The 23,875-nt window shown below is 57.5% G+C and carries 27 protein-coding genes; 10 read left to right on the forward strand and 17 right to left on the reverse strand.

The window, feature by feature from the left end; genetic code table 11:
- Window positions 1-88 precede the first annotated feature (88 nt).
- The gene (gene rimO, locus ACR0EN_RS11350; protein ID WP_170564063.1) at window positions 89-1,486 is read left to right on the forward strand and encodes a 30S ribosomal protein S12 methylthiotransferase RimO; all 1,398 of its coding nucleotides are present in this window, start codon (window positions 89-91) and stop codon (window positions 1,484-1,486) included.
- 16 nt (window positions 1,487-1,502) lie between these two features.
- Here the strand turns inward: rimO and ACR0EN_RS11355 are convergent, their stop codons facing one another.
- On the reverse strand, window positions 1,503-1,859 hold the full coding sequence (locus ACR0EN_RS11355; RefSeq protein WP_170401735.1) for a diacylglycerol kinase: 357 nt from the start codon (window positions 1,857-1,859) through the stop codon (window positions 1,503-1,505).
- Window positions 1,860-1,994: 135 nt separating this feature from the next.
- Complete coding sequence (locus tag ACR0EN_RS11360; protein WP_255611743.1) at window positions 1,995-2,183, reverse strand: hypothetical protein; 189 nt, start codon at window positions 2,181-2,183, stop codon at window positions 1,995-1,997.
- 215 nt (window positions 2,184-2,398) lie between these two features.
- On the opposite strand from ACR0EN_RS11360, the gene ACR0EN_RS11365 reads away from it, so the two are divergent.
- Entirely contained in the window at window positions 2,399-2,641 is a 243-nt protein-coding gene (locus ACR0EN_RS11365; RefSeq protein ID WP_010441831.1) for a CDGSH iron-sulfur domain-containing protein, read from the forward strand.
- A 3-nt stretch (window positions 2,642-2,644) separates the two neighbouring features.
- Here the strand turns inward: ACR0EN_RS11365 and ACR0EN_RS11370 are convergent, their stop codons facing one another.
- The 5 genes from ACR0EN_RS11370 to ACR0EN_RS11390 form a co-directional block, all read right to left on the reverse strand.
- A complete protein-coding gene (locus ACR0EN_RS11370; protein ID WP_480586818.1) occupies window positions 2,645-2,902 on the reverse strand; it encodes a DUF6455 family protein in 258 nt (85 codons plus the stop codon).
- A 4-nt stretch (window positions 2,903-2,906) separates the two neighbouring features.
- Window positions 2,907-3,170 carry a DUF6455 family protein gene (locus ACR0EN_RS11375; RefSeq protein ID WP_480586821.1) on the reverse strand — a complete coding sequence of 88 codons (264 nt, stop codon included), beginning with the start codon at window positions 3,168-3,170 and terminating at the stop codon, window positions 2,907-2,909.
- An 18-nt stretch (window positions 3,171-3,188) separates the two neighbouring features.
- The gene (locus ACR0EN_RS11380; protein WP_170420623.1) at window positions 3,189-3,440 is read right to left on the reverse strand and encodes a DUF6455 family protein; all 252 of its coding nucleotides are present in this window, start codon (window positions 3,438-3,440) and stop codon (window positions 3,189-3,191) included.
- A gap of 68 nt (window positions 3,441-3,508) precedes the next feature.
- Window positions 3,509-3,877, reverse strand: a complete 369-nt coding sequence (locus tag ACR0EN_RS11385; RefSeq protein ID WP_170392333.1) for a YigZ family protein — start codon at window positions 3,875-3,877, stop codon at window positions 3,509-3,511.
- Entirely contained in the window at window positions 3,877-4,578 is a 702-nt protein-coding gene (locus tag ACR0EN_RS11390; protein ID WP_480586824.1) for a M48 family metallopeptidase, read from the reverse strand. The genes ACR0EN_RS11385 and ACR0EN_RS11390 overlap by 1 nt, the downstream gene beginning before the upstream one ends.
- Before the next feature lie 121 nt (window positions 4,579-4,699).
- Here ACR0EN_RS11390 and ACR0EN_RS11395 point away from each other — a divergent pair, with 121 nt between their 5' ends.
- The 3 genes from ACR0EN_RS11395 to ACR0EN_RS11405 all read left to right on the forward strand — a co-directional run bounded on the left by ACR0EN_RS11395 (window position 4,700) and on the right by ACR0EN_RS11405 (window position 6,358).
- Window positions 4,700-4,948 (forward strand): hypothetical protein, encoded by a 249-nt coding sequence (locus ACR0EN_RS11395; protein WP_170392337.1) that lies wholly within the window; start codon window positions 4,700-4,702, stop codon window positions 4,946-4,948.
- A gap of 136 nt (window positions 4,949-5,084) precedes the next feature.
- Window positions 5,085-5,663 (forward strand): nitroreductase family protein, encoded by a 579-nt coding sequence (locus ACR0EN_RS11400; protein ID WP_170625211.1) that lies wholly within the window; start codon window positions 5,085-5,087, stop codon window positions 5,661-5,663.
- The gene (locus ACR0EN_RS11405; protein ID WP_170401754.1) at window positions 5,660-6,358 is read left to right on the forward strand and encodes an EI24 domain-containing protein; all 699 of its coding nucleotides are present in this window, start codon (window positions 5,660-5,662) and stop codon (window positions 6,356-6,358) included. The genes ACR0EN_RS11400 and ACR0EN_RS11405 overlap by 4 nt, the downstream gene beginning before the upstream one ends.
- A gap of 1 nt (window position 6,359) precedes the next feature.
- Here the strand turns inward: ACR0EN_RS11405 and ACR0EN_RS11410 are convergent, their stop codons facing one another.
- The gene (locus ACR0EN_RS11410) at window positions 6,360-6,635 is read right to left on the reverse strand and encodes a DUF1467 family protein (RefSeq protein WP_170392343.1); all 276 of its coding nucleotides are present in this window, start codon (window positions 6,633-6,635) and stop codon (window positions 6,360-6,362) included.
- Between the two features lie 5 nt (window positions 6,636-6,640).
- Window positions 6,641-7,045 carry a methylmalonyl-CoA epimerase gene (mce, locus tag ACR0EN_RS11415; RefSeq protein WP_010441821.1) on the reverse strand — a complete coding sequence of 135 codons (405 nt, stop codon included), beginning with the start codon at window positions 7,043-7,045 and terminating at the stop codon, window positions 6,641-6,643.
- Window positions 7,046-7,179: 134 nt separating this feature from the next.
- Between mce and ACR0EN_RS11420 the strand changes: the two genes are divergently transcribed.
- Window positions 7,180-7,896: a response regulator gene (locus ACR0EN_RS11420; RefSeq protein WP_170401760.1), complete on the forward strand. Its 717-nt coding sequence runs from the start codon at window positions 7,180-7,182 to the stop codon at window positions 7,894-7,896.
- 232 nt (window positions 7,897-8,128) lie between these two features.
- On the opposite strand, the gene aspS is transcribed toward ACR0EN_RS11420, so the two are convergent.
- The 4 genes from aspS to ACR0EN_RS11440 all read right to left on the reverse strand — a co-directional run bounded on the left by aspS (window position 8,129) and on the right by ACR0EN_RS11440 (window position 12,381).
- Window positions 8,129-9,904 (reverse strand): aspartate--tRNA ligase, encoded by a 1,776-nt coding sequence (gene aspS / locus ACR0EN_RS11425; RefSeq protein ID WP_170818820.1) that lies wholly within the window; start codon window positions 9,902-9,904, stop codon window positions 8,129-8,131.
- A 79-nt stretch (window positions 9,905-9,983) separates the two neighbouring features.
- Entirely contained in the window at window positions 9,984-10,592 is a 609-nt protein-coding gene (locus ACR0EN_RS11430) for a CPBP family intramembrane glutamic endopeptidase (RefSeq protein WP_480586827.1), read from the reverse strand.
- A 59-nt stretch (window positions 10,593-10,651) separates the two neighbouring features.
- Complete coding sequence (locus ACR0EN_RS11435; protein ID WP_170392351.1) at window positions 10,652-11,299, reverse strand: aminotransferase class IV family protein; 648 nt, start codon at window positions 11,297-11,299, stop codon at window positions 10,652-10,654.
- The gene (locus ACR0EN_RS11440) at window positions 11,254-12,381 is read right to left on the reverse strand and encodes an aminodeoxychorismate synthase component I (protein ID WP_170818852.1); all 1,128 of its coding nucleotides are present in this window, start codon (window positions 12,379-12,381) and stop codon (window positions 11,254-11,256) included. Before ACR0EN_RS11440 ends, ACR0EN_RS11435 begins: the two co-directional genes overlap by 46 nt.
- 177 nt (window positions 12,382-12,558) lie before the next feature.
- On the opposite strand from ACR0EN_RS11440, the gene carB reads away from it, so the two are divergent.
- Both carB and ACR0EN_RS11450 read left to right on the forward strand, forming a co-directional pair.
- Complete coding sequence (carB, locus tag ACR0EN_RS11445; RefSeq protein WP_480586830.1) at window positions 12,559-15,903, forward strand: carbamoyl-phosphate synthase large subunit; 3,345 nt, start codon at window positions 12,559-12,561, stop codon at window positions 15,901-15,903.
- Between the two features lie 102 nt (window positions 15,904-16,005).
- Window positions 16,006-16,416: a VOC family protein gene (locus tag ACR0EN_RS11450; RefSeq protein WP_170636053.1), complete on the forward strand. Its 411-nt coding sequence runs from the start codon at window positions 16,006-16,008 to the stop codon at window positions 16,414-16,416.
- Here ACR0EN_RS11450 and ACR0EN_RS11455 read toward each other — a convergent pair whose 3' ends face one another.
- From ACR0EN_RS11455 to ACR0EN_RS11465, 3 genes are read right to left on the reverse strand one after another with little or no spacing between them, the layout of a single operon-like run.
- Window positions 16,417-19,458, reverse strand: a complete 3,042-nt coding sequence (locus ACR0EN_RS11455; RefSeq protein ID WP_170392357.1) for an efflux RND transporter permease subunit — start codon at window positions 19,456-19,458, stop codon at window positions 16,417-16,419.
- A 10-nt stretch (window positions 19,459-19,468) separates the two neighbouring features.
- Window positions 19,469-20,506 (reverse strand): efflux RND transporter periplasmic adaptor subunit, encoded by a 1,038-nt coding sequence (locus tag ACR0EN_RS11460; protein WP_170392359.1) that lies wholly within the window; start codon window positions 20,504-20,506, stop codon window positions 19,469-19,471.
- Entirely contained in the window at window positions 20,503-20,970 is a 468-nt protein-coding gene (locus ACR0EN_RS11465) for a MarR family winged helix-turn-helix transcriptional regulator (protein ID WP_170420601.1), read from the reverse strand. Before ACR0EN_RS11465 ends, ACR0EN_RS11460 begins: the two co-directional genes overlap by 4 nt.
- Before the next feature lie 154 nt (window positions 20,971-21,124).
- Between ACR0EN_RS11465 and ACR0EN_RS11470 the strand changes: the two genes are divergently transcribed.
- On the forward strand, window positions 21,125-22,249 hold the full coding sequence (locus ACR0EN_RS11470; protein ID WP_480586833.1) for a beta-ketoacyl-ACP synthase III: 1,125 nt from the start codon (window positions 21,125-21,127) through the stop codon (window positions 22,247-22,249).
- Between the two features lie 157 nt (window positions 22,250-22,406).
- Complete coding sequence (locus ACR0EN_RS11475) at window positions 22,407-23,051, forward strand: hypothetical protein (RefSeq protein WP_170420597.1); 645 nt, start codon at window positions 22,407-22,409, stop codon at window positions 23,049-23,051.
- 121 nt (window positions 23,052-23,172) lie between these two features.
- Here the strand turns inward: ACR0EN_RS11475 and ACR0EN_RS11480 are convergent, their stop codons facing one another.
- Complete coding sequence (locus tag ACR0EN_RS11480; RefSeq protein WP_170564099.1) at window positions 23,173-23,634, reverse strand: hypothetical protein; 462 nt, start codon at window positions 23,632-23,634, stop codon at window positions 23,173-23,175.
- Window positions 23,635-23,875 lie beyond the last annotated feature (241 nt).

The following is a 23,875-nucleotide window of genomic DNA, read 5'->3' on the forward strand; positions in this document are numbered from 1 at the left end:
TGCCTTTCCGGCCTTTCTGCTCTGTTTCAAGTCAGCCCCGAGCGGGCGGGATTTGCAAGGGGAAGCTTTCCCCTCTATATGCCCGGCCATGAGCACGAACCCACCGAACCTTCGCCCCGATCTAGCCCCAGAGGCCCGGATCGCCGAGACACCCCGCCGTGGCCAACCGACCCTTGGAATGGTGTCGCTGGGTTGTCCAAAAGCGCTGGTTGACAGCGAACGTATCCTGACCCGGTTGCGGGCCGAGGGGTACGGTATTTCGCCGGACTACACGGGTGCTGATGCCGTTATTGTGAATACCTGCGGGTTTCTGGACAGCGCCAAGGCCGAGTCGCTGGACGCAATTGGCGAGGCATTGGTTGAAAACGGCAAGGTCATTGTGACCGGCTGTTTGGGGGCTGAGCCTGACTATATCCGGGAACACCATCCGCGCATTCTGGCGGTTACAGGACCGCATCAGTACGAACAGGTGCTGGACGCAGTACATGCAGCCGTACCACCCGACCCAAACCCTTATGTCGATCTGCTGCCCGCATCGGGCGTCAAACTTACCCCGCGCCACTATAGCTATCTCAAGATTTCCGAGGGCTGTAATCATAAGTGCAAGTTTTGCATCATCCCCGACATGCGCGGTAAACTCGCAAGCCGCCCGGCCCATGCAGTGCTGCGCGAGGCTGAGAAACTTGTCGACAGCGGTGTGCGCGAACTGCTTGTGATCTCACAGGATACCTCGGCCTATGGGCTGGATCGTAAGTATGACGTGAACCCATGGAAAGATCGGGAGGTGCGCAGCCATATCACCGATCTGGCACGGGAACTCGGCCAATTCGATGCGTGGGTCAGGCTTCATTACGTCTATCCCTACCCCCATGTGCGCGATTTGATCCCGCTGATGGCAGATGCGGGTAGCAATGTGCTGCCGTATCTCGACATTCCATTCCAACATGCGCATCCCGATGTTCTGAAACGCATGGCCCGCCCTGCCGCAGGGGCAAAAACTCTGGACGAGATTGCCAACTGGCGCGCTATTTGTCCGGATATCACTTTGCGGTCCACGTTCATCGTCGGCTACCCCGGCGAAACCGAGGCAGAGTTCCAGACGCTCCTGGACTGGATGGACGAAGCGCAGTTGGATCGTGTCGGCTGTTTCCAGTACGAAAATGTCGATGGCGCCCGCTCGAACGACCTGCCGGATCATGTCCCGGCCGAGGTCAAGCAAGAGCGATGGGAGCGTTTCATGGAGAAAGCTCAGGCCATTTCTGAGGCCAAGCTGGCAGCAAAGGTTGGCCAAAAACTCGATGTCATCGTAGACGAGGTGGATGAAGAGGCCGCGACCTGCCGCACCAAGGCCGATGCTCCAGAAATCGATGGTAACTTGTTTATCGACGAAGGCTTCGAAGGCCTGAAACCCGGGGATATCGTCACGGTCGAGGTAGATGAAGCCGGAGAATACGACTTGTGGGGGCGTTTGCACCCCTCGGCGTAACGAAAGGCGTCTGTCCCTAGAGCAAGCCGATCAAAATCACGATCCACGCCACTCCGGCAGCGACTGCAGACAACGCCACCGCTGCACTTGCTGCATCCTTGGCTTGCCCCGCCAACGCGTGGTGCTCGGTCGAGGTGTGATCGACGGCACGCTCGATGGCCGTATTAAATAGCTCGGCCACCAAGACCAGAATGCCCAGAGCAAGGATCAGCGCCCGTTCTGCCGTACCTAGGGGGAGTGCAAGCGCCAATAAAGCAGAAATCAGGTTGGCCCAAACCCACCCACGAAACGAATACTCTTGCCGCCAGGTTGCAGCCAGGCCCTGCCAGCTCCAGCGGGTACGATCCTTTAGGTGGTCAAAGAACTTGCGCATGGGGTTTCCGATCAGTCGTCCTGCAAGAAGACGTCCGCGACCCACAGCAGAAAGGCAAGAAAAAACCGCCTCGAGGGCGGTGTTCTTTTTAGAGGTGTGCAGGCGGCCCTGCGATCAGAACCGCCTGCTTAATACTTATTGGGTGACCGGGTTACATACGGTCTGGCCTGCTTCGGTTGTGGCCAGTTCATAGCCTGCAGAGCAACTGGGTGTACCAAACTTGTCATAGTCGGGCTGGATGTAAACCGGGGTCGGTTCCTCTTGCTGCGAGCACGCAGTCAATACAACGGCCGTGGCGCAGATAGCAGCAAATTTCAGTTTCATGTCCATCAATCCTCTATTACTTTTCTGATATTGCCCAGTTTTTCGGGGCCGGTATCAGAATAGGACCAAGAATTTCATATGGCAACCGAATCGATAACGCATTCGTGAATAAAGGCGAAACCACGCTGGAAGGCGGGTTTTCATTCGCAGTCTACCTTTTTTGACAAAGAGCCCTAAACTTTGACTTCGACATCAGCCAAAGACGGAGTAGCCACATGTCAGACGCCCCGATCATCGCCCAGAAATCGCCCTATCCGGTCGAAGTGACCGAAGGAAAAACCTATTTCTGGTGCGCCTGTGGCAAGTCCAAGCGGCAACCATTTTGCGACGGTTCGCACAAAGATACGTCGTTCGAACCCGTAAAATATACGGCTGAGGCCAGCAAAAAGGTGTTTTTTTGTGGCTGTAAGCACTGCGCCAATCCTCCGTTGTGCGACGGAACGCACAATAAGCTCTGAAAGTCAGGTCAAGTCGTTCAAAACCTGAGCATTGACACAAAAATCAGGTGCTTTCTCAGCCATTCCTTGTTGTGCGGCAAGCCATATCTGACAACGTTCGTCGCATATTGCGCCCCGGCATCGGGTCACCATCTGAGCGTAGTCGGCAGGTGTCAGTTTCCCTTCGGCCATTGCTTCGGTCAGAGAAATCCCTAAGGATCGCGCGACCGAGCGTGTCAGCCAAAAGTGTTTTTCGATCTCGCCCAGTGATGTTCGATCCATTTGATCACCTTTGCTTGCTGACCCTCAAGGTGGCGAACCTGTGCCGGTTTGGGCAGGTGCAGGGCGCGCTTTCCGCCGTTTCGTTCTCGTTCAACCAGTCTGGGCATGCCCGCGCCCATTCGCACCCGCGGCAGAGCTGAACCATATCTGCCCATTCCTGTTGGCTCAGGTGCCCGTCGCGATGTGCGGTGGCAAGGTCGGCTCCCGTCGCCTGTGCCATTCGCAATACAAGGCGAAAATGGGTCATGATCCGTCCAAGTCGTGGCACGGTACCCCCCTTTTGGCGTTACGGCTTGAGCCTGTTCAGCAACTCGTGATTGCGGCAGTATTCAGGTGTGTCGGGCGCTGTCAGGTTCTTGGCCAGAAACGCCTTGCAATGGCCCGGATTCGGGCATTCCGTGCACCGCAATACCGCGTCCGAGATTTCGTCGAACTGTAAGGCCCCTTCGATGGCAACTTCTTGCAAATCTACGCCCAGCGTCGTGGCCATCCGATCTACAAGGTCGGCGTGACGTCGCAGCGTTTCACGATCAGACATGCGGTTTCCTTTTCCATTCACTCTATGGAAAGGGTAACGCATGCCCCGCACAGTGCCCTTGACTCAGGTCAATGCCCGGTTGCCAGCTGGTCCAGATAGGCCCGCGTGGCGTCCTGCACGCGGCGAAAGCGGTCCCCGCCCAGCTTCTTGCCACCGTACCAGCGTGTCACGATGATTACGTGATCCGTCAGCTCCGCCCGCTCCATCATCCGCAATATGACCATCGCCGCGCCAGACTCTCCGTCATCGGCCTTGAGCGCACCGTTTGGCAAGATGGCCGCCCACGTGTTGTGAGTTGCCTTCGCATATGCCTTGTCGGATTTCAGTTCCGCCAGCACCGCATCGACATCAGCACGACTGGTGACCCCCGCGCCGGTTACAGCATATTTCGACCCGCGATCACTGAGAACGACACCCAATCGGGTTAAGTTGACCATTACCGTAATCCCAGTTCCCGCGCCGTTTGCAACACAACTTCGACCCGCTGGGCATTGGGAGGGTGCGTGGCAAGGAAACGATCACCCGGATCAGGAATGCGTTGGAAGAAAGCCATCCCGGCCAGCGGGTTATACCCCGCCGAGTAAGTGATCTGTGTCCCCAGACGATCCGCTTCCAATTCGAACTCACGCGTGTAGTTCTGCACCCCGACCTCAGCGCCCAGCGCCTGTGCGCGCTCAATACCTGCATCGTCCGCGCCCTGATTGCGCGCGAGTTCACCGAATATCCGCGCGCTCTCTTTGGCGTTCTGCGCCTGCCGGGCGATGTGACCCAAAATATGGTGGGCGGCCTCATGGCTCATGACAAAGGCCATCTCGTCCGCGTTCTGCGTTGCATCGATCATCGGCTGTGTAAAAACGACCAGCGGCCGCCCATCCTTGTCCAAGGTCTGAAACGCGTTCGCTGGGGCATTTGACGAGAGATCAACCAAAATCACGAAATCACAATTGGCAGTCCTCGATTGGCGGCGGCATTCCCGGCTTGCGGTCGTTCCGACAGCCCGGCTGACCTGCTCGAATACGCGCGCCCTGTCCTTTTGTTCGGATGACGATGGCTGCCATTGATCGGCCGGGATCGCGATAACAGGCGACATATCGCAAGCCGCCAACAGCATCACCAGCAACAGGGCAAGACGGCGCATTCACATTCCTTTCGGTCACTCTGTCGGCAGACAAGCATAGCGCGGCATTTAAGGCCGGGCCACAGCCGATTACAGCTTGCAACGGGTTGCATTGCGATCTTATGCCCTGCACTCTGCACACATGTTTTCAATTGAACACGAATTCGACTCGACGGTGATTACGCTGGTGGACGAAGGCGCAAAGCCTTTGCAAGAGGATGTCGTCATCAACAACTTCGCTGAATGCGTCACGCTCGAGCAGTTGGACCCGCGGACCGATCAGATTCAGAAGATTACCCTGTCACCAGAGCAGGTACGCGATCTGGCCGCTGCGCTGGATTTGCCCGAGGGCGTTTATCAGATACGTGAGTCCGAGAGCACCAAAGACTAGTGGTTCCTTTTGGATCTTGCGTCTGATCACAAGCAGCAATTCAGATTGAATTTGTCGCCTTTTGATGAGCAGTTTGCCCTTGAAAGAGAACAGTATGCCTCCGACATACAGACTGCCATGTGAAGGAAGTTAACATATGACCCTGAAGAACCAAGCTGCGCTGGATTTTCTGCACGCGCGCCGGTCTCGTCCGGCCAAAACGCTCGTATCCCCGGCCCCGACCCGGGAAGAGCTGAGGCCGCTGCTGACTGCTGCAGCGCGCAGCCCGGACCATGGAAAGCTGGAACCCTGGCGTTTTGTTGTTGTCGAGCATGGGGCCATGCAACGCCTTGCAGATCTTACAGAAACTTGTGGTCTCGCCTTGGGAAAATCGCCCGAAGATATCGCCAAGGCGCGCAGCCAATTCGAAATGGGCCATTTGGCGGTTGCTGTTATTGAGGTGCAGAAACCTTCTGACAAGATACCGGCAATTGAACAGACCTATTCAGCGGGTGCGGTATGTCTGGCTCTGCTGAACGCAGCGCTGGCCGCAGGTTGGGGGGCCAATTGGTTGTCCGGCTGGCAATCGCATGATCGCGAGTTTTGCGAACAGGGGCTTGGCTTGGCCGAAAACGAGAAGATTGCAGGCTTTATCCATATCGCAACCGAAGGTACGACCCCTCCCGAACGACCGCGCCCCAATGTGGAGGCACTAACCCAATGGGTTTCCGAATGATCATCATCCAGTCGTTTCTACAGGCGCTGGGACAGATCGGCGACCCAAGATTCCGCAAGGTACTTCTGTTGGGTGTTGGCCTGACATTCGCGTTGTTGGTGGCTGCCTATGCCGGATTTTTGTGGCTGATCAACGCGCTGGTCGGCGATCAGGCCACCTTGCCAATACTGGGTGAGGTGACATGGTTGAACGACCTGCTCAGCGTGTCATCATTCCTGCTGATGATGGTGCTGTCGGTGTTTCTGATGGTCCCCGTTGCGTCAGCCATCACCTCGATGTTTCTGGATGAGGTCGCACAGGCGGTTGAGGATAAGCATTACCCCGGTTTGCCGCCGGCTCAGCGCATCCCCTTTGGCGATGCGCTACGGGATACGCTCAGTTTTCTGGGAGTACTGATCGTTGCCAACCTGTTGGCATTGATCCTCTATGCACTCTTCACGCCATTCGCGTTGTTTATCTTTTGGGGTATGAACGGGTTTCTTTTGGGGAGAGAATATTTCACCCTGGCTGCGATGCGCCGACTGGGGCGCGAGGGGGCGCGAAAGCTGCGCGCGAAGCACGCGACAACCATTTGGGTCGCCGGTATTCTTATGGCGGTCCCGCTCTCTGTTCCATTGGTCAACCTGTTGATCCCGATCCTAGGAGCGGCGACCTTCACGCATATTTATCACGGTCTGTCGGGTAGCCGAACCTGAGCTACTCGCGCGGTTCCAGTTGGTTCAGCCAATCGAAATCGCGCACGCTGATTACGCCGGAGATAATGATGCCTGCAATGATCGCCCACAGCACCACCGATATCCCGGTGGTAATCCACAGCTTCTTCTTCATGTGATGGACTTCCGGCGCACCCGCATGAGTACCCGGAACAATATCCCCCAGATCCCCCTGCGTTTTGATGCGCACAGGCAGAACAATCAGCAAGGTCAGAAACCAAATTACAGCGAAAAGAACCAAGGCGGCGGTAATGGTCATCGACTTCAGACCTGCTCCAGCTCAACGAGGCATCCGTTGAAATCCTTCGGGTGCAGGAACAACACCGGTTTGCCATGCGCTCCGATCTTGGGTTCACCCGATCCCAGAACGCGCGCACCGGTCTCTTTCAGATGATCGCGGGCCGCGATGATATCCTCGACCTCATAGCAGACATGGTGGATGCCGCCTGATGGGTTCTTTTCCAGAAATCCGTTGATCGGGCTGTTCTCACCCAGCGGATACAGCAATTCGATCTTGGTGTTGGGTAGTTCAATAAAGACCACGGTGACCCCATGATCCGGCTCATCCTGTGGAGCGCCGACTTTGGCGCCAAGCGCATTGCGATACTGGGCCGATGCGGCCTCTAGGTCGGGAACAGCAATGGCTACGTGGTTCAGGCGACCAATCATGGGACTCTCCTTCCTTCTGCGTTGCAGCGGTTATGGGGGCAGTATACCCAAAGGACAAGTGCGCCAAATCGTCGTTAACCCTGTATTAGCCAGAAGTTCCTAGCGTGAGGCATCTGCTAAACAGGAGTTCTGCCATGGACGATTCGGGACCTTTCGCCTCTCCAGCGCTGGCCACCAAGATGCGACCGCTGCTGGGCCAAACAATCCTTGTGGTCGAAGACAGCCGCTATGCGTGCGATGCAATACGATTGATGTGCTTGCATAGCGGTGCGCGTATCCGTCGTGCGGATTGTCTGAAATCAGCGCGGCGCCATCTGCAAATCTATCGTCCCTCGGTCCTGATCGTCGATATGGGTCTTCCTGACGGGTCCGGCGCTGACCTGATAGCCGAAATGACCCACGCTGTACCCCGCATCGGTGTCATTCTCGGGCTGTCTGGCGATGACAGCATGCAGGTTATCGCCAGACGCGCAGGTGCAGATGGGTTTCTGGCCAAACCCCTGACCTCGGTCGCTTATTTCCAGACCTCCATACTTGAACTTCTGCCCGAAGATCGCCGCCCAGGAGGTCTGGATTCCGTCAGGGATAATATCGTTCAGCCCGATCCGCTGGCCTATCGGGACGACATGGCCCATATCGCCGACGTGCTTACCGGCCCCACTGATCAGCGCACGTTGGATTATGCGGTACAATTCCTGCAAAGCGTTGCGCGAGACGCCGAAGATACTGTGCTTGCCGAAGCAGCCCGGGACCTTGCCCAATCTCGTGCGCAGGGGACACCGGTCACCGCCCAGGCTGCACGGATTGCGGGTCTGGTTCAGGATCGGCTCGAACGGCAAGAGGCGATCTGAGATGCTGACCGCTTACTTTATTACCGCATCGATCCTTTGCATCTGGGTCTACCGCCTGACACGACAGACGGCCAAGAGCATCCGCAATCGTCGGGATGCCGCAAATCCACTGGATTGAGTTGAGCCTGTTTTGAGACCACCACGCAACTCCGATTTGCGTGGCGCGGCGAATACACCGATTGTATTGCACTGCCCCAAACGTAAACCGCCCGCTCAGGGCGGGCGGCTAGATTTAGTCTTGCGGGATGATCCTGAGACCCAGTTCCATCAACTGATCCGAGGTCGGATCGGATGGCGCATCCATCATCAGGTCTTCGGCGCGCTGGTTCATCGGGAACATCATGACCTCGCGGATGTTGGCCTCATCCGCCAGCAGCATCACGATCCGGTCGATACCTGCGGCACAGCCGCCGTGCGGCGGGGCGCCGTAGTGGAAGGCATTGAACAGTGCGCCAAAGCGGGACTTCACTTCGTCTTCACCATAGCCCGCCAGTTCAAAGGCTTTCAGCATGATCTCGGGTTTGTGGTTCCGGATGGCACCCGAAACCAATTCGTAGCCGTTACAGGCCAGATCATATTGGTACCCGCGTACGTCCAGAGGGTTGCCCTGCAAAGCTTTCATCCCGCCCTGCGGCATCGAGAAGGGGTTGTGTTCGAAATCAATCGCACCGGTTTCTTCGTCCTGCTCGTAGATCGGGAAATCGACGATCCAGGCAAAGGCAAAGCGGTCTTTCTCGGTGAGATTCAGTTCATCTCCGATCACGTCACGGGCCTTACCGGCCACCTTCTCAAAGGCTTTTGGCTTACCACCCAGGAAGAACGCGGCATCACCGACGCCCAGACCCAATTGCTGACGGATCGCCTCGGTTCGTTCGGGGCCGATGTTCTTGGCCAGTGGACCTGCGGCCTCCATACCCTCGCCCTGATCACGCCAGAAAATGTAACCCATACCGGGCAGACCTTCTTTCTGGGCAAATGCGTTCATACGGTCACAGAATTTGCGGCTGCCACCGCTCGGCGCTGGGATAGCGCGGATTTCGGTGCCTTCCTGCTCCAACAGCTTCGCGAAAATCGCGAAGCCAGAACCCCGGAAGTGGTCAGAGACCACTTGCATCTTAATGGGGTTCCGCAGGTCAGGCTTGTCGGTGCCGTACCACAGGGCTGAGTCCTTGTAGGAAATCTGCGGCCACTCCTGATCGACCTTGCGCCCGCCCCCGAACTCTTCGAACACACCGGTCAGCACGGGCTGGATGGTGTCGAACACATCCTGCTGCTCGACGAACGACATCTCTAGGTCGAGTTGATAGAAATCGGTGGGCGATCGGTCTGCACGCGGGTCTTCATCGCGGAAGCAGGGTGCAATCTGGAAATACTTGTCGAAGCCCGACACCATGATCAGCTGTTTGAATTGCTGCGGGGCCTGCGGTAGGGCGTAGAACTTGCCCGGATGTAGTCGCGAGGGGACCAGAAAGTCGCGTGCGCCTTCGGGCGACGATGCGGTAATGATCGGTGTCTGATATTCACGGAATCCCTGGTCCCACATCCGGCGGCGCATGGATGCGACAACGTCCGAGCGAAGGGTCATGTTTTGCTGCATCGCCTCGCGTCTTAGGTCGAGGTAGCGATAGCGCAGGCGTGTTTCCTCGGGGTATTCCTGATCGCCGAACACCATCAACGGCAATTCGTCGGCAGCACCAAGGACCTCCAGCTCACGCACATAAACCTCGATCTCGCCTGTCGGCAATTTCGGGTTAATGAGATCAGCGTCGCGGGCTTTGACAGTGCCGTCGATGCGGATGCACCACTCGGACCGTACCTTTTCCAGTTCAGCAAATGCCGCACTATCGCCGTCGCACAAAACCTGGGTCACACCGAAATGGTCGCGCAGGTCGATGAACAGTACGCCGCCGTGATCTCGGACACGATGCACCCAACCGGACAGGCGGACGGTTTCACCGACATTGGCGGCGGTCAGAGCGGCGCAGGTTTGGCTGCGATAGGCGTGCATGGATCATATCCCTTCGGGCGCAGAATTCGTCGCGCCGATACACCCCGTCAGGCATGGAAAGTCAAGGCGGGTCGCGCCGTCAAAACGGCCTTTGCACGTTGCCCGAGTAGAAATAGACGCCCAGCCCTGCCGCAAAGATAATATTACCAGCAATTGCGTGCAGAAGAACTGCATAAAAGAATGATCCGCGCTTGCGGTAGGCCCAGGTGAACAGGAGGCCTCCGAAGAAAGTCATGATGGCTACGACCCAGCTCCAGTACATGAGGTGCGCAAGCGAAAACAGGCCAGCGTTCAAAAGGTATGCGGCCCGCCCTTCAGGTAGGATCGCGTGATAGCGTCGGAAAAAGAGAGAGCGGAAAAGCAGCTCTTGTGGCAGAGCGGACAGCAACGGGTAGCCGATACAGATGAATATCAACATCTCTGGCCGATGCAGCAGCAAAACAAAGGCTGCATCCGGTCGCGCCCACAGCACCAGGGCGGAACAGAAGGTAGCCATGAACAGGGTAAATGCAAAGACTTCGGTCCACGACCAGTTTCGCCAGCCATACCAAAGCTCCGCCCAGGAAAAACCGGGCGTATCCTGCAGCAGCAGTATCCCCAGTCCGGTAAACGCAAAAAGCGAGGGGAACATCCAGTTTGGCGGGAACAATGTCGCGATGGCTATGGGAACCGCCACAAAAAAGAGCACAAACTCAATCCTGAGGCGTGAGTTGGTAACAGGGGTCTCCACCCATTCGGTATTTTTGCTCAAGGTGCCACAAGCTCCGCACGGATCAGCCCCCGAAGGGAATTTCCACAGTGGATAGATTGCGCGTTTTTTAGATCGGTCAAGGTCAGAACGGATTCGGTAACTTCTTTATTATCCAACAATTCCTCGCGCAAAACCCCGGGAAGCAATCCGCATCGCAGTGAGGGCGTAAGTCGTCTGCCGTCGGGCATGGTCAGGAACAGGTTCGTGATAGTGCCCTCGCAAAGCTCATCCCGTTCGTTCAAAAACAAAAGCTCATCAACTCTTAGCGGCAAGCCCGCCCGCGCCATGTCATAGACGGCCCGTCGGGTCGTTTTGTAACCCAGCCAGATATCCGATGATGATAGTCTCTGTTTGGCCAAATCCACACGCCAGACCGACGGATTGGCAGCCAATTCTCCGGACGTCAGTTCAAATTTGCCATCCGCGTCCAAGGTCAAACGGCAGCGCAATGCAATCTCACCCAAACTCGCATCCAAAATCGTCCAAGCGGCGGTTCGGTCAAAATCAATGCCGAACTTCTGTGCTGTGCGCGCCATGCGGGCCAAATGACGATCAAGCCTGACGAACCCCTGCCCCGGCCTGTAGGCCAAAGTTTCGATCAGACGGAAATCAGGCTCAGTTGGTGGGCGAAGCGGGCTTTCCATAGCGCCTCCTCATATTCCGATGGCGCGGTGCTGTCCCAGACCAGCCCGCCGCCTACGTTAAGGGTCGCCTTGCCGCCTTCAACCATGAGGGTCCGGATGGCCACGTTGAATTCCGACCGACCGTCCGGGGCCGCCCAACCGATGGTTCCGCAGTAAACATCGCGAGGCCAAGGTTCCAGTTCGGACAGGATCTCCATCGCGCGAATCTTTGGCGCTCCGGTGATTGATCCGCACGGGAACAAGGCGGTCAGAACATCAGAAAGGCCTACGCCAAGGTGTAACTGCGCCTGCACAAGCGAGACCATCTGATGGACAGTCGCATAGGTCTCAACCTTGAACAGCTCGGGTACTTTCACCGATCCGGCCAGCGCGACCCGGCTAATATCGTTGCGCAGCAGATCGACGATCATCAGATTTTCGGCCCGGTTCTTTTCATCCGAAGACAGGAAAGCGCGTCGACGCTCGTCTTCGACTGGGTCCTCGCTGCGCGGTTGAGTTCCCTTCATCGGGCGCGTTTCGATCCGGCCCTCGGCGTCGGTTCGGAAAAACAGTTCGGGCGAGCGGCTCAGCAGATCAGGCAGCCCCTCCTGCTCAACCAAGGCGCCGTGGCCGACGGGTTGACCAGCCGCAAGCGCCGCATAAAGCGCGACGCTGTCTCCGGTTACATCGAGATCAATTGGGAAGGTCAGATTTGCCTGATAAATGTCACCCGCACCAATCGCCTCATGCACTGTACGAAAGGCCTGCGTATATCGCGCCTCGTCCCAGCGGGGCTGAAACGCAGTGACACTGCCCGACGCCTTTGGCAGTCCAACGCGATCCGGTGCGTCAAACACACCGAAACACAGTAGTGGCAGGCGTCGTCCTTCTGGCAGCCGGTCTGCCAGACGGGGTTCCAGCACGTAGCCCAGTTCATAACTTGCGTATCCTGCCAGCCAGGCCCCATCCGCGCGCGCCTGATCCAGCGCCGCCAGAGCCTGGGGCACCTCTGCCGCGTTATCCGCGCGGATAATCCGGAACGGACGCTCAAACCGGGTTCCGCGACCGGCAGGTCCTTGATCGAAACGAATACGCAATTGCATCCTCATTTGCCGTGCTGCGCGGTATAGAGAATAGCGCGCCAAGGGAAAGAGGGGAAAGCGGCAATTTCAAACCCGTTTCCGATACCTCTTGCACCTTTTCGCGCGGTCCCTATAACGCAGGACAATTTGGGCGCTGGGGCGGTGCCCTGACTCGCGGACAATTGAAGGGGCCAAGCCATGCCGAGAAGAACCGACATCCAGTCGATCATGATCATCGGGGCAGGCCCCATTGTTATCGGTCAGGCCTGCGAGTTCGACTATTCCGGCGCTCAGGCGTGTAAGGCGCTGCGCGAGGAAGGCTATCGGGTCATTCTGGTGAACTCGAACCCTGCAACGATCATGACCGACCCGGGGCTAGCCGATGCGACCTATATCGAGCCGATCACGCCCGAGGTTGTCGCCAAGATCATCGAAAAAGAACGCCCCGATGCCCTTCTGCCCACTATGGGCGGACAGACCGGCCTGAACACCTCGCTGGCGCTGGAAGAGATGGGCGTGCTGGATAAGTTCAACGTCGAGATGATCGGCGCCAAGCGCGACGCGATCGAAATGGCCGAAGACCGCGCCCTGTTCCGCGAGGCGATGGATAGGTTGGGCATCGAAAACCCCAAGGCCGAGATCGTGACGGCCCCCAAGGATGAGAACGGCAAGAAAGATCTCGACGCCGGTGTGGCACTGGCGCTTGAAACCCTCGAAACAGTTGGTCTGCCCGCCATCATCCGCCCCGCCTTTACGCTGGGCGGCACCGGCGGCGGTGTCGCATATAACCGCGAGGATTATATCCATATTTGCCGCTCGGGTATGGATGCGTCCCCCGTCGGTCAGATCCTGATCGATGAAAGTCTTCTGGGGTGGAAAGAATACGAGATGGAGGTGGTGCGCGACACCGCTGACAACGCCATCATCGTGTGTTCCATCGAAAACGTCGACCCGATGGGCGTGCATACCGGTGACTCGATCACTGTGGCCCCTGCCCTGACGCTGACCGACAAAGAATACCAGATCATGCGCAATCACTCGATTGCCGTGCTGCGCGAAATCGGCGTCGAAACCGGCGGCTCGAACGTGCAATGGGCGATCAACCCGGTTGATGGCCGCATGGTCGTGATCGAGATGAATCCGCGTGTATCGCGCTCTTCTGCGCTGGCCTCGAAGGCGACCGGTTTCCCGATTGCCAAGATCGCCGCAAAACTGGCCGTTGGGTACACGCTGGACGAGCTAGACAATGACATCACCAAGGTCACCCCGGCCTCGTTCGAGCCGACCATCGACTATGTTGTCACCAAGATCCCGAAATTTGCCTTTGAGAAATTCCCCGGTTCCGAACCCTACCTGACCACCGCGATGAAGTCGGTGGGTGAGGCCATGTCCATCGGCCGCACCATTCACGAATCGATGCAAAAGGCTCTGGCCTCGATGGAGTCGGGTCTGACAGGCTTTGATGAGATCGAAATCCCCGGTCTGAACGTCGGAGTCTGGGAAGGAGCCGACGACAAGGCCGCCGTGATCAAGGCGATCAGCCAGCAGACCCCCGATCGTCTGCGCACAATCGCGCAGGCTATGCGTCACGGTCTGACCGACGATGAGATTTTCGGCGTCACCAAGTTCGACCCATGGTTTCTGTCCCGCATCCGCGAGATTATCGAGGCCGAGCGCACCGTGCGTAAAGACGGCTTGCCGGTAACCGAAGACGGTATCCGCAAACTGAAAATGCTGGGCTTCACCGACGCGCGTCTGGGCAATCTGACCGGCCGTGACGAAGACAACGTCCGCCGCGCCCGCCGCAATCTGGGTGTGAACGCCGTCTTCAAACGCATCGACACCTGTGCGGCTGAGTTCGAGGCGCAGACCCCCTATATGTACTCGACCTACGAAGCCCCGATGATGGGTGAGGTCGAATGCGAGGCGCGTCCAAGCGACCGCAAAAAGGTCGTCATCCTGGGCGGTGGCCCGAACCGGATCGGTCAAGGCATCGAATTCGACTACTGCTGCTGTCACGCCTGTTTCGCGCTGACCGAGGCGGGCTATGAAACGATCATGGTCAACTGCAACCCCGAGACGGTCTCGACCGACTATGACACCTCGGACCGTTTGTATTTCGAGCCGCTGACCTTCGAACACGTCATGGAAATCCTTACGAAGGAACAGGAAGCCGGCACGCTGCATGGAGTGATCGTTCAGTTTGGCGGGCAGACCCCGCTGAAACTGGCCAATGCGTTGGAGGCTGAAGGTATCCCGATCCTCGGTACCACGCCCGACGCGATCGACCTCGCCGAAGATCGTGAGCGTTTCCAGGCGCTGGTCAATGAACTGCGCCTGAAGCAGCCCAAGAACGGCATCGCCTCGACCGACGAAAAGGCGCTGGAGATTGCCGAAGAAATCGGCTTCCCGCTGGTCATCCGCCCCTCCTATGTTCTGGGCGGCCGCGCGATGGAAATCGTGCGCGACATGGATCAATTGCGGCGCTACATCAACGAGGCCGTGGTGGTCTCGGGCGACAGCCCGGTTCTTCTGGACAGCTATCTGGCCGGTGCGGTCGAACTGGACGTGGACGCGCTGTGCGACGGTAACGACGTGCATGTTGCAGGCATCATGCAGCACATCGAAGAGGCCGGCGTGCACTCGGGCGACTCGGCCTGTTCGCTGCCGCCTTATTCGCTGTCGAAAGAGATCATCGAACAGATTAAGGATCAGGCGTTCAAGCTGGCCAAGGCGCTGAATGTCGTCGGCCTGATGAACGTGCAGTTCGCCATCAAGGATGACGAGATTTACCTGATTGAGGTCAACCCTCGTGCCAGCCGCACCGTGCCTTTTGTGGCTAAAGCCACTGACAGCGCCATTGCCTCTATCGCTGCGCGTGTAATGGCCGGTGAGAAACTGGCGAACTTCCCGAAACGCCCTCCGTACAAAACGGTCGATGACACCAAAATCGCCGACCAGATGACGCTGGCCGACCCGAACATGCCGTGGTTCTCGGTGAAAGAAGCCGTTTTGCCTTTCGCCCGCTTCCCCGGCGTTGACACCATCCTGGGCCCTGAAATGCGTTCGACCGGAGAGGTCATGGGCTGGGATCGCGACTTCCCGCGCGCTTTCCTGAAAGCACAAATGGGGGCCGGTATGGTGCTGCCCAGCGCAGGTCGTGCGTTTATCTCGATCAAGGATGCTGACAAAGGGCCGGATATGCTCGAAGCAGCGCGTGTTCTGGTTGAGCAAGGCTTTGAGCTTGTTGCGACCCGCGGCACACAAGCCTGGCTGACTGAAGAAAGTGTGCCGTGCGGCGTGGTCAACAAAGTGTACGAAGGCCGCCCGGATGTGACCGACCTGATGAAGGACGGCGGCGTGCAGCTGGTCATGAACTCGACCGAAGGCGCACAGGCGGTGGAAGACAGCCGATCAATCCGGTCGATCGCGCTGTATGACAAGATCCCCTATTACACCACAGCCGCAGCAAGCTATGCCGCCGCGCTGGCGATCAAGGCGCAGGCCGAAGGCGATGTTGAGGTGAAATCGCTGCAGGGCTAAGCCCCGGCAACGATATGAATGAATGGACCCCGGCCTCGGCCGGGGTCTTTTTTCTTCCCCTCCTTGCCCATCGCCCACATGATGGGCGGGGAAGGAGTGCTCATGGACCTCTACACCACATACGGAAGCAACGACCTGCCTCGGGCCATCCGCTTTTATGATGCGATCTTCGCGGTTCTTGGCCAGCCGCGCCTGCCCGGTTGGATTGATGGCTGGGCCGGATGGGGTTCCGACCCCGACAGCGGCACCGGGTTTTGGATCTGCAAACCTTTTGATGGAGCCCCCGCCAGTACCGGCAATGGCACGATGATCGCCTTTCCCGCCAGAAGTGCCGATCAGGTCCGGCGTTTCCATGCCACGGGTTTGAAAAACGGCGGTGCAGATGAAGGCAAACCTGGTGTCCGCCCCCATTACGAGCCCGGATTCTATGTGGCCTATCTGCGTGATCCTGATGGCAACAAGCTATCCTGTTTTTACTACCATTATGATCCAAAGGAGGATGCGGGCGGTTGATCAACCAGCAGCCAGACGTCGCTTTTCCTCACGGTTGAAAAACAACATGTAGAAGACAGGTGCGGCAACCATGGTCAGGATCGTGGCAAAGGCCAGACCGCCCATGATCGTGACTGCCATGGACACAAAGAACGCATCCGTCAGAAGCGGTGCCATCCCCAGAATCGTCGTAATCGCCGCCAACATTACCGGGCGCAGACGCGAGACAGAGGCTTCAACAATCGCAGGACGCAGGGCTTTGCCAGTAGCGCGGACCAGATCGATTTCTTCGACCAGTACAATGCCGTTCTTGATCAGCATGCCTGAGAGACTTAACAGCCCCAATAGCGCTGTGAAGGTGAAGGGCAGACCTGTTCCAAGCAGACCGATAACCACGCCATTTACGGACATCGGGACCAGTAGCCAGATAATGACCGGTTGCCGGATTGCATTGAACAGCAATACGGAAATCAACACCATAATCAGCAAGCTCAGCGGCAACTGCCGCCCAAGGCTGGCCTGCGCGTCGCCTGAATCCTCGAACTCGCCCCCCCATTCCATACGATAGCCGATCGGCAGTTCCATCGCTTCAATGGCACTGCGTACTTCGGAGTGGACCTGCGCGGCGGTCATGTCAGGGGGGATGTCTGCTCCAACAGTTATGGTCAACACCCGGTCACGGCGATGAACCAGCGTATTGAGCGCCTTGTAGTCGAAGCCGTCCACCATCTGCTCGATTGGAACGAACCGTTCCGACTGATCGGAGTAAACTACCTGATCGACGATCGAATAGTCTCCATCCGCCGGGCGGCGCAAGATGATCGGGATCTGGCGGTCACGCTCGCGCAAAACGCCGCCCGTGATGCCATCGGTCGAAAATTGCAACGTAGCTGCAATGTCTTCGCGCGATACGCCTGCTGTTTGGGCGCGCTCCGTGGCATAGATCGGCTGCACGGCCAATTCCTGCTCACGCCAGTCGTGATGCACATGTAGCGCATTCGGAGATGCGGCTGACATGCGCTGTACCGCTTCTTCGGCCAGTTGACGCAGGACAACCGGATCACTACCCGAGAACCGAGCCTGGATTGGATCGCCGCCACCGGGACCAAAAATCAGGCGTTTGGTGCGGAACTCGCCTTCGGGGAACTGGGCTGAACCGAACTCCTCAAGATCGGCTTGCAAGGCAGGAATGTCGTCCAAAGCCTCGGTGCGGATGATCATATGTCCATAGCTTGGGTTTGGCTTCTCGGCAGCGTAGGTCAACATGAACCGCGTGGCACCCTGCCCGACGAATGTGGCAACCGAGACGACGTCATCACGTTCGGCCAGCCAGTCCTCGAATACGGCCATATCTTCCGCCGTGCGGGCGATCGGCGTGCCTTGTGGCAGCTTGTAGTGCACGAAGAACAACGGCGTGTTCGAGTTTGGGAAGAATTGCTGTTTCATCAGTCCAAAGCCCGCAAAACAGACGACTGTGACCCCGATCAACCCGGCCACTACCAGCCATCGGAACCGAAGCGCCCAGTTCAGGATTGCACCGTAGACGCGGAACAGGATGCCGCCATAGGCATCCACCTCACCCTCTTTGCCCTGCTTGAAGAAATAGTGCCCAAGCAAAGGTGTCACCGTGATGGCCAGAACCCAGCTCAGCAGTAGTGAAATGCCGATCACGGCAAATAACGAGAACAGGAATTCCCCGGTCGCGTCAGGACTGAGCCCGATCCCGGCGAAAGCCATGATCCCGATCACCGTCGCGCCCAGAAGTGGGATCTGCGTTTTTGACGCAACCTCTTCCGCAGCATCGCGCGAGGATTTTCCCCGCAACATCGAAATCTGCATTCCTTCGGCCACCACGATGGCGTTGTCGACCAGCATCCCCATGGCGATGATCAGAGCGCCCAGCGAGATCCGTTCCATCTCGATCGAGAACATCGACATGAAGAGCAAAGTACCCACAACGGTCAGCAACAGTGTGGAACCCACGACGATGGCCGCGCGCCAGCCCATGAAAATGCCCAGAACCGCGACCACGATGCTGACTGACATGGCGAGGTTCAGCAGGAAGGCGTTCGAGGCCTCATCGACAACAACATGCTGCTGATAGATGGGCAGGATTTCGACACCAAAGGGGATTTCGGAATCCAGTTCGGCCAGTTTGGCATCTGCACGCTGCCCGACTTCGACGATGTTTTCAGTGGCCAGCCCAGCGATACCCAGCGTGAAAGCTTCAGCGCCGTTGAATCGGATCATGATATCGGGATCATTCTGCCGCCCGCGATAGACATCTGACATATCAAACAGATTGATCACCTGCCCCTGCGATCCAACCGACAGGCCGGCGATCGCCGACACGCTGTCCGAGCCCTCGGCCGTCAAGATCGTGGTGCGGTCACTATTGGATCTCAGCGAACCCGAAGCGTTGACCGAGTCCGCGTTTGCGATAGCTTCGTTGATCGCCTGCAGCGGAACGTTCTGATTGACCGAGATCGACAGGTCCGGCTCAATAAAGATCGCCTCATCCGGCAAGCCCTGAACCTCGACATCTGCAACACCGCTTACCGTCAGCAATTCGCGGCGAAGGAAGGTCGCCAGTTCGTGCTTCTCGGCGTCAGAAAACCCTTCTGCCGTAACGGCATAGAACAGGCCGAACACATCCCCGAACCCGTCATTCACATAAGGCGCACCCACGCCCGAAGGCAGACCGCGTGCTGCATCGCGCACCTTGGCGCGCAGACGGGTCCAGATGTCGGGCAACTCACTGCCGTCATAGGTGGATTTAATCTCAACCTCGATCAGCGACTGTCCCGGCTGGTTGACCGAGGTGATGACATCCACCTCGCCCATCTGCTGAATGGCAGATTCCAACGGTTCTGACACCTCCAGCGCCACCTGTTCGGCAGTCGCACCGGGATATTGCGTGGCGATCACCGCCTGTTTGATGGTGAAGGCCGGGTCTTCAAGGCGACCTAGCGACGTGAAACCCCAAATGCCGCCGAACAGGGCAATCAGGATGAACAGCCACGTATAGAGAGGCCGGTCGATCGAAGCGCGTGCGATGCTCATGAAACCGCCCTCAGTTCGAGAAGCCGACAAAGCGGCGGACAGTTTGACCATCGGACAATGCACCCCCACCGGCGACGACGATTTCGTCTCCATCCATCAGGCCGGTGAGCACGCGGACATCGCCGCTCTGCGTAGGTTCAACAGTCACGGGAACCCGGCGGACGGTGCCTTCGTCGGCGCCAGCAGGCGAGAAGACCAGAACGCCCAGCGCGCCGCTGGCATCAGCAACTACAGCCGTTGGCGGGATGATGATACCGGTGCGTTCATCCTGCACCTGCACCGTGACGGTCACGGAGGAACCGGGAAGAATCTGCAATCCCTCGGGCGGTGTCAAACCGAACTGGATGCGAAAGGTCTGGCCCACGCTTGAGGATTCAGCATCGAATTCCCTTATTTCCAGCGGAAAGATCTCATCGCTGACAGGGAACTTGGCAGTAATCGTGATGTCGTCCTGCTGTCCGGACCGCTGAAATAGGATTTCGGGCACATCCACCTCAATACGCAGTTCAGACATATCGTGAATCCGCACGATCGGAGTACCCGCAGAAACAGTTGTAAACGCCTCAACTGCACGGCTTGAAACCAGCGCGTCGAACGGAGCGGTCAGCGTCGCATGTTCCAACTCATATTCTGCATCTCGAACCGCAATCGCAGCCAGTTGCGCAGCTGTTTCGGCATCATCGACGGCAACCTGGCTGGCTGCGGTTCCACGCAGACGCGACAGGCGGGCGAGTGTTCGATCCGCCTGATCTTTTTGCAAGCGCGTCCGGTCGCGCTGCAGTTCGAACGGTTCCTGATCGAGGCGGGCAATCAACTCACCCTTTGGGATTACAAAGCCTTCGGTCACAGGCATCTCAACGATCTGCCCTGCGACCTGAAACGCCAGATCAACGGTCTGACGAGCGGCGATCCGACCAAAGAATTGGCGCGAAAAGCCGGGAGAGGTTTCGCTTACCTGCATCAGTTTCACAGGCTTGGCAGGCTCTTGCGCCATGGCAGGCGCAGTCAACAAGGACAGTGCGAGGCATACAGAGGTTAGGAGTTTCATTTCGTCAATCCCTCGGGAATTCCGGTTTTCAGAATGTTGTCACGGATTTTGTGAGCCAGCCGTGCGAACTCGGCGGTTTCTTCGGTGTTCAGACCCGATGCGCTGTGGAAAAGCTCACCCGCCACGGCCACCAGCATATTGCGGGCCTCTTCGCCCTGTTCGGTCAGCACCAAAAGCCAGGCGCGACGGTCTTCGGGATCACGCTGTCGGGTCAGGTGCCCCGCCAGTTCAAGTGCATCGGCGGTCGCCGTAATCGTTGACGGCACTGTCAACATATCTGCGGCCAGCACTCCCATACGTTTGGGCACATCGAGCTTGATTAGCATGTGGCATTCCTGATGGCTCAGGTCTGTTTCGATGCTGTCAAAGCTCTCTTCCAGTTTCCAATAAAGCGCGTAGACCCCCATCATCGCCTGAATCTCAGGGCTGAGGCGTCCTAACCGCATGCTGATATCGTCTGACATGAATCTTTTCCGTGCGAGTCGCGGCGAAATATACTTCGAATTTTGAACTATTCAAGTTATGAAGCGAGAGGCGATACATTCCCTTGGGTCAACACATCTTGATCAATACTAATAGGGACTGCATTTTGTGCAGATCATGAACTCAGGGCCAGCCATGTACACTCCTGCCATCACCGGGACCGGTGTCTATACACCAGAAAACATCATCACCAACGCTGAACTGGTGGAAGCGTTCAATGCCTATGCCGACCGGATGAACGTCGAAAACGCGGATGCGATTGCAGCGGGCGACATAGAACCGATGCAGCATTCCTCGGAAGAGTTCATCCTGAAGGCATCAGGCATCGAAAACCGGTATGTGATGGACAAGACCGGTGTTTTGAACCCCGAGATCATGCATCCCGCGCTGCGCCAGCGTAGCGACGACGAGCCTGGGATCATGACCGAGATGGCGGTGGATGCGTGCCTTAAGGCGCTAGCACAAGCGGGGCGCAGCGCCGAGGATGTCGATTTGGTGATCTGCGCCGCTTCGAACCATGAACGTGCTTATCCTGCAATTGCGATCGAGACTCAGCAGGCATTGGGGATCAGCGGATTCGGGTTTGACATGAACGTGGCCTGTTCCTCGGCCACATTCGGCATTCAGGCGGCGGCGGATATGGTGCGCTCGGGCTCGGTCCGGGCGGCGCTGGTCGTCAACCCCGAGATCTGCTCGGGTCATCTTGAGTGGCGCGACCGGGATTGCCATTTCATATTTGGCGATGTCGCGACCGCTACTCTGATCGAGCGGATCGAAGACGCCCAAGGCCCACATTTCGAGATTGTCTCGACCCGGTGCGCAACTGCGTTTTCCAACAATATCCGCAACAACAACGGCTTCCTCCGCCGTTCGCGCCCCGATGGTCTGGTGGATCGCCGCGACATGCAGTTCATGCAGAATGGTCGCAAGGTGTTCAAAGAGGTCCTGCCCATGGTCAGCAAACATATCAGCGACCACATGGAGACAGAGGGCATCAGTAGTGATGATCTAAAACGCCTCTGGCTGCATCAGGCCAACAAGACGATGAACGACTTCATCGGTAAGAAGGTTCTAGGGCGCGAACCTGAACCGGGTGAGCAACCCAACATTCTGCAGGACTACGCCAATACCTCATCCGCCGGGTCGATTATCGCCTTCTCGAAACACTCAGACGATCTGGATGCGGGCGATGTGGGCCTGATTTGCTCGTTCGGGGCCGGGTATTCGGTGGGTTCTGTGATCGTCAAACGGCATCAATAAGCGCGCGCCTTAACTGCGCTGCTGGAATCGCTGCAAGACCAAACCGCTTTCTCAAGAATTATTCAGACGGGCTCAACCGCTCCTTCATCTCTGACCGACACATCGAAACCCGGATGCCCTGTGCATCCGAGTGATGTAGTTATGGGAGCCCGCTGTTATGGGAAATAATACTCGCGTTGGACTGGCCGCCTTGGTCGCCGCACCTTTCATTGGGGTCATGGCGACCGGCGCGGCAATCGCAGAACCGCAAACCTGTACAGTCAACACCGCGCGTGTTGCCGCCAATGAAGGCGATTTTGACACGCTCTGCGGCTGTTCGCACGTGACGCGAGGGTTTGTATCTCATCTGCAAAATCGTTCCGATTTCGCTTCGATTCTGCAGAACACTTCGGCGCAATGTCCCGGGCTGACCCAGCTATTGAGCGATCTGCCCACAGCATCGATCTCTAACACGAATGCCGGGGAAGATCGCAGCAGCGATCCATCCTCCAACTCGGGTGACGCAAACGGAAGCGGAAGTTCGGACAACAGTGGAGGTAGCCCAGGCAACAGCGGAGGAAACTCTGGCGGCAGTAGTGATCCGGGTGATGGCGGAAACAGTCCAGGCGACGGTGGAGGCAAAGGTGGCCACGGCGGCGGCGACAAACCTGGCAAAGGGGGCGGCAAAGGCGGTCACGGCGGAGGTGACAAACCCGGTAAAGGCGGTGGCAAAGGTGGTCACCACGGGGGTGACAAGCCCGGAAAAGGCGGTGGCAAGGGAGGTGACAAGCCCGGCAAAGGCGGGGGAAAGGGTAAAAAGTAACCCGAAACCAAGACAGAAATGAAAGGATCTGTGCCGCGCGAGTGGCTCAGGCCCCATTATTGGTCACGAATGGGGACGACGTACCGAGATAGCGCTCACCTATTTGCCCTGTGCGGGACAGTCAGCTAACGCTTTCTTCTTCCAGATGTAGCTTCATCTCAATCAGCACCTGCTGCAGCATACTGGTTTCTTTCAACAGTCGCTTCGCCTCGTTCACCGTGATGATGCCATCTTCTATCGCCGACTGATATTCCGTCATCAGCATGGCAAACCGCTGGCTCAGCGCAATGACATCGGAATTTACCCCGCCCGTACGTGGGCTGTCCGAGTTTCGTCCATCGTAAGAAAGCGTGATATTCTTCAAATCCGCCAATGCCGCAGTCACGTGCGGATAGGCAGCCGCGTTTTCCAACCGGGCAACAGCATCCACCGGCATGAACCGGTCAGCATGTTCTGCGTTGTCTGAATAGTACCTGCCCAGCGTGGCTTTGGATTTCCCGGTAATCTCGCACGCGGCTTCGATTCCGACATCCTTAACCAATGCCTCGGTATGCTTTTTCAGATAGGCCCCGATATCTGCCATTTTGCTACCCTTGTTACCTGCGCCCTGCCCCCTCTGCCTGTCCATGCTGGGGGAAAGGGTAGGGAAATTTCCCATATTCGATTCATAATTGAAATGGCAATAATTGACTATCCCTCAGATATGCAGGGATTTTGTGAGTGAGTGGCGGCCGTTCGAGCCGGTAAAGAGTGTATGCGGGGCAGGATTTTAGCCTTGCATTGTATAGGCCACTTGTAGGCCGACGACGCCACTGTCGCGAAGG

The sequence above is a fragment of the Ruegeria sp. AB7 genome, from assembly GCF_056542625.1.